Origin of the sequence: Pseudomonas sp. PDM18, from assembly GCF_014852585.1 — a bacterium.
GTDB lineage: Bacteria > Pseudomonadota > Gammaproteobacteria > Pseudomonadales > Pseudomonadaceae > Pseudomonas.
On sequence record NZ_JACVBX010000013.1, the window covers coordinates 124,981 to 140,681 of the forward strand.

General features: G+C 66.5%; 14 protein-coding genes. 6 read left to right on the forward strand and 8 right to left on the reverse strand.

From position 1 onward, the window contains the following. Window positions 1-159: 159 nt before the first annotated feature. Both IB274_RS23830 and IB274_RS23835 read left to right on the forward strand, forming a co-directional pair. Window positions 160-1,395, forward strand: coding sequence for a dienelactone hydrolase family protein (locus IB274_RS23830; protein WP_192435248.1), 1,236 nt, complete (start codon window positions 160-162; stop codon window positions 1,393-1,395). Between the two features lie 29 nt (window positions 1,396-1,424). After that, a complete protein-coding gene (locus IB274_RS23835) occupies window positions 1,425-2,240 on the forward strand; it encodes a hypothetical protein (RefSeq protein WP_192435250.1) in 816 nt (271 codons plus the stop codon). Between the two features lie 45 nt (window positions 2,241-2,285). Here the strand turns inward: IB274_RS23835 and IB274_RS23840 are convergent, their stop codons facing one another. From IB274_RS23840 to sbcD, 4 genes are all read right to left on the reverse strand, one after another. Beyond that, complete coding sequence (locus IB274_RS23840; RefSeq protein ID WP_192435252.1) at window positions 2,286-3,020, reverse strand: Dps family protein; 735 nt, start codon at window positions 3,018-3,020, stop codon at window positions 2,286-2,288. A 145-nt stretch (window positions 3,021-3,165) separates the two neighbouring features. Beyond that, window positions 3,166-3,621 carry an aminoglycoside 6'-N-acetyltransferase gene (gene aac(6') / locus IB274_RS23845; protein ID WP_192435254.1) on the reverse strand — a complete coding sequence of 152 codons (456 nt, stop codon included), beginning with the start codon at window positions 3,619-3,621 and terminating at the stop codon, window positions 3,166-3,168. Next, a complete protein-coding gene (locus tag IB274_RS23850; RefSeq protein WP_192435256.1) occupies window positions 3,621-7,070 on the reverse strand; it encodes an AAA family ATPase in 3,450 nt (1,149 codons plus the stop codon). Before IB274_RS23850 ends, aac(6') begins: the two co-directional genes overlap by 1 nt. After that, on the reverse strand, window positions 7,067-8,287 hold the full coding sequence (gene sbcD, locus IB274_RS23855) for an exonuclease subunit SbcD (protein ID WP_192435258.1): 1,221 nt from the start codon (window positions 8,285-8,287) through the stop codon (window positions 7,067-7,069). Before sbcD ends, IB274_RS23850 begins: the two co-directional genes overlap by 4 nt. Window positions 8,288-8,421: 134 nt before the next feature. Between sbcD and IB274_RS23860 the strand changes: the two genes are divergently transcribed. The 3 genes from IB274_RS23860 to IB274_RS23870 all read left to right on the forward strand — a co-directional run bounded on the left by IB274_RS23860 (window position 8,422) and on the right by IB274_RS23870 (window position 11,995). Then, a complete protein-coding gene (locus IB274_RS23860) occupies window positions 8,422-9,786 on the forward strand; it encodes a TAXI family TRAP transporter solute-binding subunit (protein WP_192435260.1) in 1,365 nt (454 codons plus the stop codon). A gap of 115 nt (window positions 9,787-9,901) precedes the next feature. Continuing rightward, window positions 9,902-10,909 (forward strand): nucleoid-associated protein YejK, encoded by a 1,008-nt coding sequence (gene yejK, locus IB274_RS23865; RefSeq protein ID WP_081516091.1) that lies wholly within the window; start codon window positions 9,902-9,904, stop codon window positions 10,907-10,909. A 165-nt stretch (window positions 10,910-11,074) separates the two neighbouring features. Further along, on the forward strand, window positions 11,075-11,995 hold the full coding sequence (locus IB274_RS23870) for a DUF4344 domain-containing metallopeptidase (protein ID WP_225614991.1): 921 nt from the start codon (window positions 11,075-11,077) through the stop codon (window positions 11,993-11,995). Here IB274_RS23870 and IB274_RS23875 read toward each other — a convergent pair. The 4 genes from IB274_RS23875 to IB274_RS23890 form a co-directional block, all read right to left on the reverse strand. Next, the gene (locus IB274_RS23875) at window positions 11,976-12,911 is read right to left on the reverse strand and encodes a glutathione S-transferase family protein (protein ID WP_192435262.1); all 936 of its coding nucleotides are present in this window, start codon (window positions 12,909-12,911) and stop codon (window positions 11,976-11,978) included. The genes IB274_RS23870 and IB274_RS23875 overlap by 20 nt on opposite strands. A 63-nt stretch (window positions 12,912-12,974) precedes the next feature. Continuing rightward, window positions 12,975-13,280, reverse strand: coding sequence for a GIY-YIG nuclease family protein (locus IB274_RS23880; protein ID WP_192435264.1), 306 nt, complete (start codon window positions 13,278-13,280; stop codon window positions 12,975-12,977). Then, window positions 13,277-13,978 (reverse strand): glutathione S-transferase C-terminal domain-containing protein, encoded by a 702-nt coding sequence (locus tag IB274_RS23885; protein WP_192435266.1) that lies wholly within the window; start codon window positions 13,976-13,978, stop codon window positions 13,277-13,279. Before IB274_RS23885 ends, IB274_RS23880 begins: the two co-directional genes overlap by 4 nt. A 73-nt stretch (window positions 13,979-14,051) precedes the next feature. After that, on the reverse strand, window positions 14,052-14,534 hold the full coding sequence (locus IB274_RS23890) for a nuclear transport factor 2 family protein (RefSeq protein ID WP_192435268.1): 483 nt from the start codon (window positions 14,532-14,534) through the stop codon (window positions 14,052-14,054). Between the two features lie 146 nt (window positions 14,535-14,680). Here IB274_RS23890 and IB274_RS23895 point away from each other — a divergent pair, with 146 nt between their 5' ends. Then, window positions 14,681-15,637, forward strand: coding sequence for a GlxA family transcriptional regulator (locus tag IB274_RS23895; RefSeq protein ID WP_192435270.1), 957 nt, complete (start codon window positions 14,681-14,683; stop codon window positions 15,635-15,637). Window positions 15,638-15,701: the final 64 nt, after the last annotated feature.

Here is a 15,701-nt window from a genome sequence, read left to right on the forward strand (position 1 = left end):
GGGTGGGATCAGCTTAGGGGGAGAGCCCCAGTCGGCACATACGGCAAGTGTCGTATTTTTGAGACACTTCTGATGCGGGAGCACCGGCCTTTCCGATGCTGGTGAATACCGGAATAATCCCGTCCGACAGAACAACAACGAGCCTGACAGGAGTGGACCATGGGCAAGAGCATCAGCATCGCCGCGCGTGACGGCAGCGGCAGCTTCAGCGGTTATCTCGCGGTACCGGCCAGCGGACACGGCCCCGGCGTGGTGATCGGCCAGGAGATCTTCGGCGTCAACGCCAACATGCGCAGCATCGCCGACAGCTATGCCGAGGAAGGCTACGTCGCCCTGGTGCCCGACCTGTTTTGGCGCCTGCAGCCGAACCTGGAGCTGGGCTACAGCGAGGCCGAATTCGGCCAGGCCATCGGCCTGTTCCAGCGCTTCGACGTGGACAAGGGCGTGGACGACATCGCCGCCGCCATGGACGCCCTGCGCGCCCTACCGGAGGTCGAGGATCGCGGCATCGGCTACGTCGGTTTCTGCCTGGGCGGCAAGCTCGCCTACCTCACCGCCGCGCGCACCGATGCCGCCTGCTCAGTGGGCTACTACGGAATGGGTATCGAACAGATGCTCGACGAGGCGCAGAACATCAAGGGCCGCCTCGTGCTGCACTTCGCCGAGCAGGACGTGTACTGCGACGCCAACGCCCGCGCCGCCATCGGCGAAGTCCTCGGCAAATTGCCAAAGACGGAAATCTACAGTTACCCCGGTGTCGACCACGCCTTCGCCCGCCCTAATGGCATGCACTTCGACAAGCCCGCCGCACTGATGGCCCACGAGCGCAGCATCGGCGCGCTCAAGCGCGAGATCGGCCCGGACTTCGACCTGTCGCAGCTGTGGGAAGACCACATCCACCACGAGTTCGCCGCCCGCGACGTGCCTGCCACCATGGCGACCATGGTCGCCCAGCCCTACGTCAACCACATCCCGACCATGACCGGCGGCGTCGGCCAGGACGACCTGGCGCGCTTCTACCGCAACCACTTCGTGCACGGCAATCCGCCGGACATGAAGCTGGTGCCGATCTCCCGCACCGTCGGCGCGCTGCAGGTGGTCGACGAATTCGTCATGTGCTTCACCCACACCAGCGAGATCGACTGGATGCTCCCCGGCGTAGCACCAACCGGCAAGTACGTGGAGATCCCCATGCTCGGCGTGATCCGCTTCCGTGGCGACAAGCTGTGCCACGAACACATCTACTGGGACCAGGCCAGCGTACTGGTGCAGATCGGCCTGCTCGACCCCGCCGGGCTGCCAGTGGCCGGCGTGGAGACGGCGAAGAAGCTTCTCGACGAGAGCCTGGAATCGAACACCCTGATGACCAAGTGGAAGGACAGCGAAGGCCGCTGATCCTCCTCGAAGAACCCAAGGAGCACCCGATGTACCCCATAGGGAAATGGACCTGCGCCGCGCTGCTGGCCCTTGCCGGCAGCGCCGGCGCGGCGGAACGCACCGCGCAGCCCTGCGACGCAGCTACCTTGCAGACACTGGCCGGGCTCCTCGGCCAGCAGGGCTGGCAGGCACCGGAGTCCGGAGCGGCGACGCCCGTGGTAGCCGCGGCCTGCAAGGCCTGGCCGGACGATCCGAAGCTGCAGGTGGTAGCCGTCGCCTACAGCACGGCAGGCGACAAGGCCGAGCCTGGCGAGCGCAACCTGAACCTGCTGGTCGGCCAGCTCGACACACAAAGCGGCAAGCTGGTGACGCGCAACGACGACAGCATCGGCGAAGACGCCATGGTGGAAATCGACAGCTCCAGCCTGTGGCTGGACACCGCGCGCTATCGCCTGGCACCGGAGGTGCGCGGCTTCGGCCTGGTCATTGGCAGCGTGGCGCGCGGCGCGAGTTGCCCGGACGCCTGGTCCTATGACGACTTCAGCCTCTACGCGCCGCAGGGTGACCAGCTCAAGGAAGTGTTCCGCACTTACCTGCGGCAGTGGACGACGCTGGAAGGCGTGGTCTGCGGCGGCGGTGGCAAGCTGGTCATCGAGCGTTCGCAGCTCACCCTGGCCATGGGCAAGGACAGTCACCACGGCTATACCGACCTGATCGTGACTTCGAAAGTGCAGCGCGAGCACGAAGGCGACGCCGTCGGTGCACCGAAGACCGTGCGCAAGACCGTCAGCTACGACGGCACGCGCTATCCGTTCGAAGAATTCTCGACCTTCTGGCAGAGCCAGCCACCGGCAGCGCAGTAACGAAAAAGGCCCCTCACGGGGCCTTTTTAATTGCCGGCACAAGGGTCAGTGCCCGGTGCTGTCCCCGCGGCGGCTGGTCTCGAAGAGGAACCAGGTACGCTGCTCGGTTTCGTCGATCCAGTTCTCGATCAGGCTGGCCGTGGCGATGTCGTGGTACTCGTCGCACAGGTCATGGACCTCGCGCATGTAGGAGGTCAGCGCTTTGTTGTCCTCCTGCAACTCGGCCAGCATGTCCAGCGGCTGGACGAACTCGGCATCGTTGTCGAGGATGCGCTTGAGTCGGGCGATGTGGCCGATGGAGCGGATGGTATTGCCGCCGATCTTGCGGTTGCGCTCGGCAATCGCGTCGGTCATCGCGAAGATTTCGGTGGCGTGGTCGTCCAGCAGCAGGTGGTAGTCGCGGAAGTGCGGACCGCTCACGTGCCAGTGGAAGTTCTTGGTCTTCAGGTACAGCGCGAAGACATCCGCCAGCAGGCGGTTCAGCGCTGCCGACAGATCGCGGGTGGCGTTCTTGCTCAGGTCCGACGGCGTGGCCAGCGCAGGGGCGCGGCGCGGCGCGGCCTTGGCAGCAACCGGTTTGGCAGCGGCTGGCTTGGCAGCAGAGGCCTTGGTGGCGGGCTTGGCCGCGGCAGTCTTGGCGGCGGGTTTGCTGGCAGCAGGCTTGGCGGCCGGCTTGGCAGCAGCGGGTTTTGCGGCAGGTTTGCTGGCCGCTTTCGCAGCCGGCTTCGCGGCGGGTTTGGCCGCTGCGGGTTTCTTCGGAGCCGATGCGGATTGCTTCATCACAAATCACCTCTACGAAAGATCACGATACCTGTGGATGCCGACCCAGGCGGGAACGGCTGACTTACGCGGTCTTGAGCCTATCTCGCCTGACGTCGATTGCAAGTTGACCGCAGTACCAAGCTCGCGTTCCGACTGATATGGATCAATCGTGGAGGGGCTTGCGGAAGTACACGACACGCTCGGTTTCGACGAAACCCAAGGCGCGATGCAGGGCATGGCTGATGGTGTTGTCCAGTGCCGCATCGGAGGCGAAATCCACGCAGCCGCGGGCACAACCCCAGGCCTGTACTGCACACACCAGAGCCCGCGCCACGCCTTGCCGGCGGGCGTCTTCGCGCACATAGATGCCTTCGAGAAACAACACCGGCGATCCGTCAGTGCCATTCACGTAATCGCGGCGCACGGAGGCCTCCGCCAGCCCAAGCGCCCTGCCCTGTTCATCACGGGCCAGCCACGCGCCGAAGCGTGATGGCTGCGCGAGAATGTCGCGTGCTTCCTCAAAGAAAGATTCCGAATGATCCCCAGGCCAGAGTTGCAGCCGCAGTTCGACCCAATCGGCAAGATCGTACGCTTCGCAGCGGCGCACCGACGTTTCCATCAGGCCTTCTCCGGGTTGAAACGGAACTGGTTATCCAACTGGCTGTAGCCCATGCCGACACCCTTGTGCACCTTGAGTTGCACCGGAATGCGTTCCTTCAGCGCTTCGACATGGCTGATCACGCCGATGGTCTTGCCCGTGGCGTTGAGGCTGTCGAGGGCGTCCAGCGCCACCTCCAGCGTCTCGCCGTCAAGGGTGCCAAAACCTTCGTCGAGGAACAGCGAATCGATGCTGGTCTTGTGGCTCACCAGATCCGACAGCGCCAGCGCCAAAGCCAGGCTGACCAGGAAGCTCTCGCCACCCGACAGCGTCTTGCAGTCCCGCGCGGTGTCACCCTGCCAGGTATCCACCACCTCCAGTTCCAGCTCGCCATCGCTGCGTCGCGCCAGCTGGTAGCGCCCGTGCAGGCGCTGCAGCTGGCGGTTGGCGAGATGCACCAGGTGATCGAGGGTCAGGCCCTGGGCGAAACGCCGGTAGCGCGCGCCGTCGGAGGCGCCGATCAGGCTGTTGAGGCGCTGCCAGAGATCGTGCTCTTCCTCCTGCCGGGCTATTTCCGCGAACAGGCTCTGCTGGCTGGCGCGGCGGCTGTCGTCGCCCTGCAGCTGGGCGCGGATCTCGCCCTGGCGCTGGCCGAGTTCGCGCAGCTGCGTGGCGAGCGCCTGCAACTGCTGGTCGAGTGCTTCCAGCGTTTGATCGCCGTGGGGTTCAGCCTGCAGGCGCTCGACGTCCCGAGTCGCGGCAGTTCGCAAAGTGACAGCTTCGGTGATGGCTGTTTCCAGACGCTGGCGCAGCTGGCTGAGCGCACTGCGTTGGCCATCGTCCAGCAGCGCGGCGAGGTAGGTCGACTCATCGGCAAACGGACTCGCCGCCAGTGCCTGCTTCCAACTCGCCAGGCGCTCCGCCAGGCGCGCCTGCTCCTGTTCCAGCCGCTCCGCCAGGGACTGCTCGCGGCCCTGCAAGGCATCGGCATGACGCTGGGCGGCAGCCAGTTGTTCCTCGGCCTGCCCCAGCGCCTGCTGCGGCGCTGCATGAGTAGCCAGCGGCTGGCGCGCTTCGAAGCCAGCGGCCTGCCAACGCTGCAGCCATTGGGCGGCGAGCTGTTGCGCCGCGCGGGCAGCCTGTTCGGCATTGCGCTCGGCCGTGACCAGCTCCTGGCTGCGCTGCTGATCCTGCTGCCATTGCTGCCACTCTGCCGTGCGCTCGGCCAGCCATTGCTCACCGTCTCGCGGAACCTCGTAGCCCAGCCCACCCAGCGAGGTTGCCAGCGCCTGGTCCTGCTGTTGCAGATCAGCACGCTGGGTCGCGAGTTGATGCGCACGCTCGTCCTGGCGCTGGCGTTCGTGAGTCTGCTGCTGGTCGAACAGCGCCAGTTGCTGCGCTGCCTCGGCATGATCGCGTTCGGCGCGCTGGCGTTGCTGTTGCGCCTGCTGGAGTTGGACGCGGTGGTCTTCCAGCGTTTTCAGTTGCTGCTGCAAGGCGGTCAGCGACGCCTCATGCCGCTCCCGCTCGGCACTGAGGTCCTGGTCATCCGGCAGCGCGAGCCCCTGCGCCTCACACTGTTGCTGCCAAGCCTGCTGGTGCTGCGCCAATGCGGCCTGGGCCTCGTCCAGCTGGCGCTGCCCCTGCTGCAGTTGCGCATCCAGTTCGGCCAGCTCGCCACGCAGGGCGATGCCCTGGCTTTCCAGCTCGGCCAATTGCTGGCGCGCCTGCTCCAGCGCCCGCTGAGTAGAGGACACATCCAGCGCCTGGTAGGCCGCCACCGCCGGGTGCTTCGGCGAGCCGCACAACGGGCAGGCCTCGCCGGGCTGCAACTGCGCGCGCAGATGCTCCAGCTGGTGGATGCGCTGCTCCTGCTGCAGGAGTTTTTCCTTGTCGGCGACCTGTTGTTTGGTCGCCTGATAACGCTCGCGCAGGGCGACGATGGCCGTGTCGCGTTCAGCCTTTTTCAGACGCAGCGCATCCAGCTCGGGCTGCCAGCGCGCAACTTGCCCGGCGGCCTGGGCGCGGGTCTGGGCCAGTTGTTCGAGACGGTCCAGTCCACGGCTTTGCAGCTGCGCCTGCTGCAAACGCTCACGCAGGTCTGTCTCGGTAGCGCCACCAAGCAAGGTATCGAGCTGCTGCTGATGCTGCGTCTCCTGCGTCCCGGCCGCGTCGAACTGCTGTCGCATGAAGGCGACGTTGCCTTGCAGCATCTGGCGCTGCGTGGTCGCTGCCTGCAATGCTTGATCGGCGACATGGGCCTGTTGCTGCAAGCCGGCAATGGCCTGGGCCAGACGCGAGCGCTGGGCGAATTGTGCGCGCCAGCCGCCGAGCAGTTCTCCCAGCCTGGCGCGCTGAGGATGCTGCGCCAGACGCGCCTGCAGTTCCTGGTGTTGTTCGCTGACAGCCTTGTGCTCGCTCTCGCGCGCAGCCAGCATCAGCTGCGCGTACTGGCTGGCCGCCCACAGAGCCTGGGCGACAGCTTCGCGGTTCTCTGCCTGCTGCGTGCGGTTTTCTTCCAGCGCCGCGCGGCCCTGCTCGACGCTCTCGTGGGTGCTACGCCAAGCCTCGTGCAAAGGTTGCAGTCGCGCGGCGGGCTCACTGTCCGCCAAACGCTGCAGATCGGGTTGTGCCTGCTCCAGCGCCAGGCGCGCACTGGCCTCTTTCGCGCCGGCCTGCTCGACCTGCTGCTGCGCGCGGGTCAGGTCCTCGCGCCAGCGGCGTTGTGACTGGAGTGCTGCGTGTTGTGCCTGTATGGCGGATTCCTGCACGGCGGCGTCGCGACCCTGCTGCTCCAGGTCGCCGCGTTGTTCGGCGCTGAGAAGTTCGAAGCCTTCGGCGCGGGCACGCAACTGGTCCAGCGCGCCGCGAACTTCACGGGTGCGCTCGAACACCCGCTGGGAAATCAGCCCATAGATTTCCGTGCCGGTGAGTTCTTCCAGCAGCTCCGCGCGCTGGTTGGCGTTGGCTTCGAGGAAGGCAGCGAAACCACCCTGCGCCAGCAGCATGGATTTGGTGAAGCGTTCGAAGTCGAGGCCCGTGAGCGTCTCGGTCTGCTTCAGCTTGTCGTTGATCTTGTCGGTGAGGATCTGTCCCTCGCCCGTGGCGCGGTCGATGCGCACCAGTTCCACCTTCGGCGCCTGCAACGCACCTTCGGCCTTGTCGCGGGCGCGGCGCTGGCTCCAGAAGGCGCGGTAAGGCTGGCCCTTCACCTCGAATTCGACTTCGGCGAGACAGTCGGCTGTGTGCCGGGTCATCAACTCGTTGCCACTCTGCGACAGCACACTCATACGCGGCGTGCGGTGGTAGAGCGCGAGGCAGATGGCATCGAGCAGCGTGGTCTTGCCTGCCCCGGTCGGCCCGGTGATGGCGAATAGGCCATTGCCGGCGAAGGGTTCGGCGGTGAAGTCGATCTTCCATTCGCCCTTGAGCGAGTTGAGGTTCTTCAGACGCAGGCTGAGGATTTTCACGGGCGCTCCTCCTGCAGATCGGCGACGACCTGCCGATAGAGCCCGGTCAGGCGCTCGCGCAGCGGCGTCTCCAGGTCTTCAGCGTCCAGGCGCTGGCGGAATACGTCTTCGGGGCTGAGCTCATCGAGGGTTTCCTTGGCTTCGCTGAACAACGCCGCCTGCGCGGTGCCGCGCTCGCGGCGGGTGCGCAGGACGATCACCGGCAGCTCTTCGCAGAGCTTCTCGACGCGCAATTGGATGTCGGTCAGGTAATCGTCGGTGTGCACCATGACTTCCAGCCAGACCGGCTGCTCCGCGCTGCCTTCGTGGGCGACGCGGGCCAGTTCGGCGGGCAGCTCGGCGAGGCTGCCGCACACCGACTTCAGCGGCTGGAAGCGCGGCACCGGTAGCGCGGTGACGCTACGCAGGCCGCTGTCATCCAGGTCCACCAGCAGCACTTCCTTGCCCTGGGTCGCCTCGTCGAAGCTCAGCGCAATCGGCGAGCCGCAGTAGCGAATGTGCTCCAGGCCGCCGACCCTCTGCGGCCGGTGGATATGGCCGAGGGCGATGTAGTCCGCCGCCGGGAAAGCGCTGGTGGGGAAGGCTTCGAGGGTGCCGACGTAGATTTCCCGCACCGACTCGGTGGCGCTGGCGCCGACAGTGGTGAGGTGACCGGTGGCGATGATCGGCAGGTGTCGGCCGAGCTTTTCCCGCTCGGCCTCGGCACGCTCGAACAGCTCGCGATAATGCGCCTGGATCGCCTGCTGCAACGCCAGCTGCTTGTCCTGCGCGCTCTGCCCGGCCTGGCTGGTGAGCACGTCGCGCGGGCGGATGAAGGGGATCGCGCAGAGGATCGCGCCGGGCTGGCCGTCACGTTGCGGCAGCACCAGCAACTGGCGGTCGAGGTCGGTGCCGACGGCAGCGATCACCTGGGTATCCAGGCAGGCCAGCAGGTCGCGGGACTCCTCCAGCATCGCCACAGAGTCATGGTTGCCGCCCAACACCACCAGCCGCGCGCCGGTGTCGCGCAGCTCGACGATGAAGCGGTTGTACTGCTCGCGGGCATAGCTGGGCGGCGCGCCGGTATCGAACACGTCACCGGCGATGATCACCGCGTCCACCGCCTGCGCGCGCACCTGTTCGACCAGCCAGGCGCAGAACGCCAGGTGCTCGGCCTCGCGGCTCTTGCCCATGAAATGCTGGCCCAGGTGCCAGTCGGAGGTGTGGAGAATGCGCATGCCGTGAAGTCCGCAGCCGTGTTTCGAAAGTTTCGGATGATAGCGGCTTCCGCCATCGCGAGGGCGGATTCGCCAGCCGCCTCCGCGCAGGCTGACTATCTTTTCAGGACAGCACGTCGCCACAAGGACTCTCCATGCAACGCCTTCTGAATATGCTCAAGGACCTCGCCATCCTGGTACGCGCCAACCTCTGGCTGGTGCCGGTGCTGGCCGCGCTGGTCGCCGCGGTCTTCTACTTCGTCGCGCCGCCGCCGCCGATGAGCGCCACTCTGGCCACCGGCGCCCCGGGTGGCGGCTACGTGGTGTTCGGCCAGCGGCTGAAGGAGGAGCTGGCCAAGCAGGGCTTCGACCTGCAGCTGGTGCGCACGGCAGGCTCGCGGGACAACCTCGGCAAACTGCTGGACGGCATGAGCGGCGTGGACCTGGCGCTGGTGCAGAGCGGCCAGGAGCAACAGCTGGAAGCCGAGCAACGCGCGCACCTGAAGACACTGGGCGCAGTGTTTCAGGAGCCGCTGTGGCTGTTCCAGCGCCGCGAGGCGAAGATCGACCGCCTGGCCGACCTGCTCGCCCTGCGCGTCGCCATTGGTGGCTCCGGCAGCGGCACCGAGGCGGTGACCGAGGCCATCCTCACGGCCAACGAGATTCCCACCGATCCCCTGCCCGCCGGCTGGCAAGCGCACGGCGGCAACGCAGTGGCCAACCAGTTGCTGGCCGGCGAACTGGACGCCGCCTTTTTCGTCGGCCCGGCGGAGAATCCGCTGATCCAGCGCCTGGCCGCGAGTCCGGACCTGAAGCTCACCGGCTTTCGCCGCGCCCATGCCTATGAAGCGCGGATTCCCTTCCTCAAGCGCGTGGAAGTCAGCGAAGGCCTGCTGAACCTGGCGCAGAACGTGCCGGACGAGGACCTTGCGACCCTCTCGCCGGTCGCCACCCTGGTGGTCAACGGCGACTTCCACCCGGCGCTCACTCCGCTGATCCTCGAAGCCGCACGCGCGGTGATGAAAAGCGGCACCCTGCTCGACGCGGCCGGCGCCTTCCCCAGCGCCGAGCCGCGCACCCTGGCCCTGCAGGAAGATGCCGAGCGCTACTACAAGAGCGGCCCGCCACTGCTGCAGCGCTTCCTGCCGTTCCGTATCGCCTCGCTGGCAGACCGCTACATCATCCTGCTGATCCCCTTCATCGCCATCCTCATCCCGCTGCTCAAATCCATCGGACCGCTGTACCGCTGGCGCATCCGCGCGCGCATCTACCGCTGGTACCGCTATCTGCGCGAGATCGACCGGCGCCTGGACGAACGCACCGGCAGCGCTGAGCTGAGCACCGAGATCGAACGCCTGGAGCAGCTGGAGGCCGAGCTGGCCAAGGTCGAGGTACCGCTGTCCTACTACAACGAGCTGTACGAACTGCACCTGCACCTGAACTACGTGATTCGCCGCCTGCGCCAGCTGCGCCGCAACCGCCGCGAGCGCGACGAGGGGCTGGCGCCGGCGGCGGACTGATCGGCGTCGCGCATCCCGGCGCCGGGTCGGGTAAACTCTGGCGTTTTCCAATCCGCCCGCCCCGCCGCCGCTTCGATGCGTGCGGCGCCGCCGGCACTGAACTTCCGGGTCCGCCATGCCGATTCGTCACGCCATCGTCCACCTGATCGACAAGAAGCCCGACGGCAACCCCGCGACGCTGCACGCGCGCGACGCCGAGCTGGGCGACTCCCAGGCCATCGAGAACCTGATGGCCGACCTCAACGAGAGCTACAACGCCAAGCCGAACAAGGCCTGGGGCCTGTTCCAGGGCGAGTCCGGCGCCTACCCGTTCAGCGGCTGGCTGAGCGAGTACCTGGACAACGGCAAGGATTTCGTCGCCTTCTCCAAGCAGGCGGTGGAACACCTGAAGACACTGATGGAAGAATCCAACCTCTCCACCGGCGGCCACGTGCTGTTCTGCCATTACCAGCAGGGCATGACCGACTACCTGTCCATCGCCCTGCTGCACCACAGCGAAGGCGTGGCGGTGACCGACGCGCTGGAAGTGACCCCGTCGCGCCACCTGGACCTTGGCCAGCTGCACATGGCGGCGCGGATCAACATCTCCGAGTGGCAGAACAACAAGACGTCCAAGCAATACATCTCGTTCATCAAGGGCAAGGGCGGCAAGAAGGTCTCCGACTACTTCCGCGACTTCATTGGCTGCACCGAAGGCGTCGACGGCCCGAGCGAGACCCGCACCCTGCTCAAGGCCTTCAGCGACTTCGTGGAGAGCGAAGACCTGCCCGAAGAGCAGGCCCGCGAGAAGACCGACGTGCTGGTGGACTACGCCACCAGCCAGGCCAAGATCGGCGAGCCGATGGCCCTGGATGCGCTCTCCGAGCTGATGGACGATCAGGCGCCGCGGGCCTTCTACGACTACATCCGCAACAAGGACTACGGCCTGTCGCCGGAGATCCCAGCGGACAAGCGCACCCTCAACCAGTTCCGCCGCTTCACCGGCCGCGCCGAGGGGCTGTCGATCAGCTTCGAGGCGCACCTGCTGGGCAGCAAGGTGGAGTACGACGAGGCCCGCGACATGCTGATCATCCGCGGCCTGCCGACCCAACTGCAGGACCAGCTCAAGCGCCGCAAGGACTGAGGTCCGTGCGCTCACAGAAAAGCCCATCCCGCGATGGGCTTTTTTGTGCCTGACGAGTGTCGCCGGGCGGTTCGCGAGCAAGCCAACTTCCGACAAAACACCCCAGAGCAAGCGGCTCCGCGCTGCTAGAGTCAAATCAGGCGCCTCTCGCTCGCGGTGGCCGCCATGCCCGCCTTGCACGCCCCTACTGTCGCAGCGTCCCCGCTCTCCGGGCATCCCCGGATGCACTGCTCGTGCTGGGCGCTGCTGTTGCTCCTCTGCACTCGCCTGCTTTTCGCCGAGCCGACGCCCCTCACGCCAAACGTCGCACGCTTCGTGCTGGCCAACGCGGAATTCAGCGTAATGCACGAGATGGGACACATGCTGATCGCCGAGTACGACCTGCCAGTGCTCGGGCGTGAAGAGGATGCGGCGGACCAGCTCGGCTTCATCCTGCTGTTCCACCTTTACGCGAAATTGCCGCGTGACGAGGTGGACGCGCGCCTGCTGGACATCGCCGACTACTGGCGGCTCGAGTGGCAGACGCCCAAGCCGCCGCCGGACCAGGTGCTGGCCTGGGACAGCCACCCGCTGGACGAGCAGCGCTACTACAACATCGCCTGCCTGCTCTACGGCAGCGACATGGCGCGGCTGGACTGGCTACCGCCGCTCACTGGCCTGCCCTACGAACGGGCGGTCTACTGCGACCAGGAATTCCGCCAGGCGAACAAGGCGTTCGAATGGATCAGGCACACCCGACGTACGTCATCGATCCAGCACCACGCGGCCTGGCACCTGACCTGGGACACGCCTTCGATTAACCCGGATGAAGCCGGGCCGCTGATCGCCCTGCTACGCGACGGTGATCACCTGCAGCTGATGATCAACGAGGTCTTCCGTCTGTTCCACCCGCCGCGCCCACTGAACCTGCGGCTGGTCAGTTGCGGCGCACCGGACGCCTGGTACAACAGCAACAGCGGGGAAATGGCGCTCTGCTACGAGCGCCTGGAGCACTTCCGCGAAATGGCCGAGAACCTGCCGCGCCTGCGTACACCGGTGACGCGGCAATGCCCCGGCCCGGCCGGACTCAGGCCGGGCGGATGCTGAAGCCGATACGCGGGAAGTGCACGTGGACGGTGCCGGCGCGCGGGTCTTCGCGGCGCAGGATCAGACTCTCCAACCCGGCATGCAGCAGCTCGCCCTCCACCGGGTCGCAGCCATAGTCGGTGGCGGCAATCACCACGCGCTGGCCGGCCTTGAAGCCGTTGGGATCAATGAAGGCTTCTTCCGGCAGTGCCGCCGGTTGGCTGTCACGGGCCACGGCGATGGCTTCCTCGGCGCTCATCTCGCTGGCGGCGCCGTGGCCGAAGCCCGATACGCGGCCGAGCCAGGCGGCGACCGACGGGTAATCGTCCACCAGCGGCGCGGTGACCGGCGTGCCCTTGAGGAACCACAGACAGTGGGCCAGGGCGAAATCGGCGATGGAAGGCTCGCCGAACAGGAAGTCGCCTTCCTCGCGGGACAGCTGTTCGTCGACACGCGCCATGAAAGCCGGCCACTGGTGCTTGGCCTGCTCGGCCGGCAACCGGCTGGCGGTGCCGCCGCTGAACAGCTGGCTGCGGTCAGCGACGAAGGCCTGGAGAAACTGCGGCGGCAGCTTGCCGAAGCGCATGGCGATGGATTCGGGCTGGAACACCAGGCTGACGGCATGCTGGAAGATCACCGAGTCGGCCCATAGGGCGAAGCTGGCCGAGGTGAATTCGTGGCCTTCGGGGAACAGCGTCGGCACGGCCTTTTCCTGCTCCAGGCGGCGGGCGATCAGCGCGGTGTCGCAGTAAATGTCAGCACCGACCTGCAGCACCGGCGTCTTGCGGTAGCCACCGGTGAGGGCCATGAGGTCCGGCTTGGGCATCAGCGGCGGGATGGTCACCGAGCGCCAGGACAGCTGTTTGAAGCCCAGCATCAGACGCGCCTTTTCGGCGAAGGGCGAAGTCGGGTAGTGGTGCAGGATCAGCTCGGACATGGGTGGCTCCAGCGGCCGGAAGGTGGTCCGGCAGCTTAACCCGTACGTAGGACGAGTCCTACCTCATCCCTCGGATGGGACGACATCCACGGCGCTGATGGTGAAGGGGTTGGCCAGCACCAGGCGCTCCTTGGCTTGCTTGGTCAGAGCCTTGATCGCGCGCTCGCGGCGCAACGCATCGCCCTTGCCGGGGCAGGCCTCGACATAGACCAATGCCTGGGCCGGGCTGGAATGGAAGAAGCGCGCACCCTTGCCGGTGCGGTGGGTCTCGAAACGCCGTTGCGCGTCATCGCTGATGCCGCAGTAGAGCGCGCCGTTCTCGGCGCGCACCAGGTAAACGAACCAGGGCTTTGGCTCGGCGGCGGTCACGACGCCCAGACTCGCGCCTGCATGCGATCGCAGTACGCAACCAGACGCTCGTAGCTGCGCGCCATGTCGTTGAGCGGGGTTTCCAGGGTGCTGAGGATCAGGTTGGCCAGCACGCCGTAGGTCGCCGCGTCGGCGCTGCACGGCTGGGCGCCGCCGAAGTACGGCAGGTCGCCGAGCATGCCGTCCAGGGCTTCGAGGTCGTCGCGGGCGAAGCCCAGCAATTCCTCGCGGCTGTGGCGCAGCAGGCCGCGGCCCTTCAGGTCGCCGCGGATCTTGCGCTGCAGCATGGCGCCCACCACGGGCCGCAGGGGGGCGGGGATGCTGCGCAGCATCACGTCCTTCACCTGGCGGAAGCCCTGCTCGTCGAGCCAGCGGAAGTAAACCAGCAGCGGCACCAGGTGCTCGTCGCACAGGCGGGTGATCGACACCGCCCAGCCACGTCCGCGGGCGTCGAGGCCGGCGTCGAGGTCGAACTCGTAGTACTGCTGCAGGGTACGCATGATGATCGCCGTGTCGGCGATGGGTTTGCCATCCAGCGTAATGAACGGCAGCTTGCCTTTGGGCCCCTTGCGCGGGTCCATCACGGGCTTGACCTGATACTCCAGGCCGGCGAGGCGCAGGAAGGTCTCCAGCTTCAGGCAGAAAGGGCTGACGTTGGGTACGTTGAAGGCGGGCGGGAACTGGAAAAGTGTGATCATGGCGGCGTCCGGCTCTCAGTCGCCTGTCATTTAAGCCTATCCGGCCGCCGCGGGCGAGCCCGAAAGCCCGCTATCAGGCCTTCCCTACGCGTTGTGCGCGGTATGCCGCGAGGCCTTTGGCCGCCTGGGCGCGGATCGCGCCCTGCACCGGCGGCGCCCAACCTAGCAGGGCGCCCTTGGCGCCGAGGGCCTGGCGCGACCACTTCCAGAGGTCAAAGCTGTCCACGTGCTGACATATCAGTCCATCGCGGAAGTGGAAATGTGCCTGAATATGATTGATCACTTTCCGACCAGTCTGGGTGAAGGTGTAGGACGCCACCCAGCGCGCCGAACCACACGTTTCGTCGGCTTCGACCCCCTCGTAGGTCAGCGAGAAATCCTGGGCGCGAGCGGTGAGCATGCGCCACATATCGCCGGCCTCGGCGCCGTGCAGGTCGGTGAAGACCGGGTCACTGAACTGCACGTCAGCGCTGTAGCAGGCGGCCATGGCCTCGCCGTCGCGGCGCTGGAAGGCCTGGTAGAAACGTTCGATCAGTTGGGCGTTGGGATGGGCCATGGCGGGGCTCGTGTCAGGAGAGATGACGCAGTATCGGGGATGGATCGACTGGACACGATTGGCAATATCGACAACATTATGATCAATAGCGCCAGCTGTATCGTCGGAACAGTAGACTTGAATCGCCAGACCAGAAGCGAGACGCCATGTTCAGGATAGCCCTGTTCGTCTGCCCGCAAACCTTGTGTTCCAGCCTTGGCCTGGCCATGGACAGTTTCCACCTCGCCAACCGCCTGGCCGGCGAGCGACGCTTTGAAGTACTGCGGGTCAGCGCTGACGGTGCGCCGGTCGCCTTGCCCTTCGGCCGTGTGGAAGTGGAAGGCGCCTTGGACCTTGCAGCGCACTGCGATCTCTTGTTGATCCCCGCCACCGGCGCGGATATCGACGCCACCTTTGCCGCCAATCAACCGCTGCTAGCCTGGCTGCGCCGCGCTCCCGCCAGCGTGCAGTTGGGCAGCCTGTGCAGCAGCGCCTTCCTGCTGGCTGAAGCCGGCGTGCTGGACGAGCGCCGCGCCACCACGCACTGGGCACTGGAAGCGGCGTTCCGCGAGCGTTACCCGCAGGTGCGGCTGGACATCGACGCCCTGTGCACCGACGACAGGGGGCGCCTCTGCTCAGGCGGCGCCCAGGCCGGGCTGGACCTGTGCCTGTACCTGATCGAGCGCCATGCCGGCGCGGCACTGGCGCGTCGCGCGGCGGCGACCCTGGTGTTCGAGCACGGGCGCGGCCGTCAGCGGCGCTTCACTCCACTGCTACCCGACCCGCTGCCCGCGGGGTCGCCCCTCGAGCCGCTGCTGGCCTGGCTGGAAGACAACTACGCGCAGCCCTTCGACCTGGCCAGCCTGGCGCAGCGCGTGCACTGTTCCACGCGCACGCTGTTGCGGCGCTTCCGTGAGCAGGTCGGAATGTCGCCGAACGATTACGTGCAACGCCTGCGCATTGCTTCGGCACAGGAGGCACTGGGTGATCCGGGGCGCTCGCTGGAGCGCATCGCCAGCGATGTCGGCTATGCCGACCGAGCGAGCTTCGCGCGCTTGTTCAAACAAGTGTGCGGGGAGACGCCGGGAGCTTTCCGGCAGCGGCTGATGGGGCGGCAGGCCTGACGTCAAGCCGATGGTGGGATTGTCGTGGAAGCGGACCTGCTCGCGAACCCGCCGGACGTGGAAG

Excerpts from the sequence above, each read along its gene's own strand:
- IB274_RS23885 (WP_192435266.1), bottom strand. The coding sequence starts at position 13,978 with ATGATCACACTTTTCCAGTTCCCGCCCGCCTTCAACGTACCCAACGTC.
- IB274_RS23875 (WP_192435262.1), bottom strand. The coding sequence starts at position 12,911 with ATGTCCGAGCTGATCCTGCACCACTACCCGACTTCGCCCTTCGCCGAA.
- IB274_RS23835 (WP_192435250.1), top strand. The coding sequence starts at position 1,425 with ATGTACCCCATAGGGAAATGGACCTGCGCCGCGCTGCTGGCCCTTGCC.
- IB274_RS23890 (WP_192435268.1), bottom strand. The coding sequence starts at position 14,534 with ATGGCCCATCCCAACGCCCAACTGATCGAACGTTTCTACCAGGCCTTC.
- IB274_RS23830 (WP_192435248.1), top strand. The coding sequence starts at position 160 with ATGGGCAAGAGCATCAGCATCGCCGCGCGTGACGGCAGCGGCAGCTTC.
- IB274_RS23895 (WP_192435270.1), top strand. The coding sequence starts at position 14,681 with ATGTTCAGGATAGCCCTGTTCGTCTGCCCGCAAACCTTGTGTTCCAGC.
- sbcD (WP_192435258.1), bottom strand. The coding sequence starts at position 8,287 with ATGCGCATTCTCCACACCTCCGACTGGCACCTGGGCCAGCATTTCATG.
- IB274_RS23840 (WP_192435252.1), bottom strand. The coding sequence starts at position 3,020 with ATGAAGCAATCCGCATCGGCTCCGAAGAAACCCGCAGCGGCCAAACCC.
- IB274_RS23860 (WP_192435260.1), top strand. The coding sequence starts at position 8,422 with ATGCAACGCCTTCTGAATATGCTCAAGGACCTCGCCATCCTGGTACGC.
- IB274_RS23870 (WP_225614991.1), top strand. The coding sequence starts at position 11,075 with ATGCCCGCCTTGCACGCCCCTACTGTCGCAGCGTCCCCGCTCTCCGGG.
- yejK (WP_081516091.1), top strand. The coding sequence starts at position 9,902 with ATGCCGATTCGTCACGCCATCGTCCACCTGATCGACAAGAAGCCCGAC.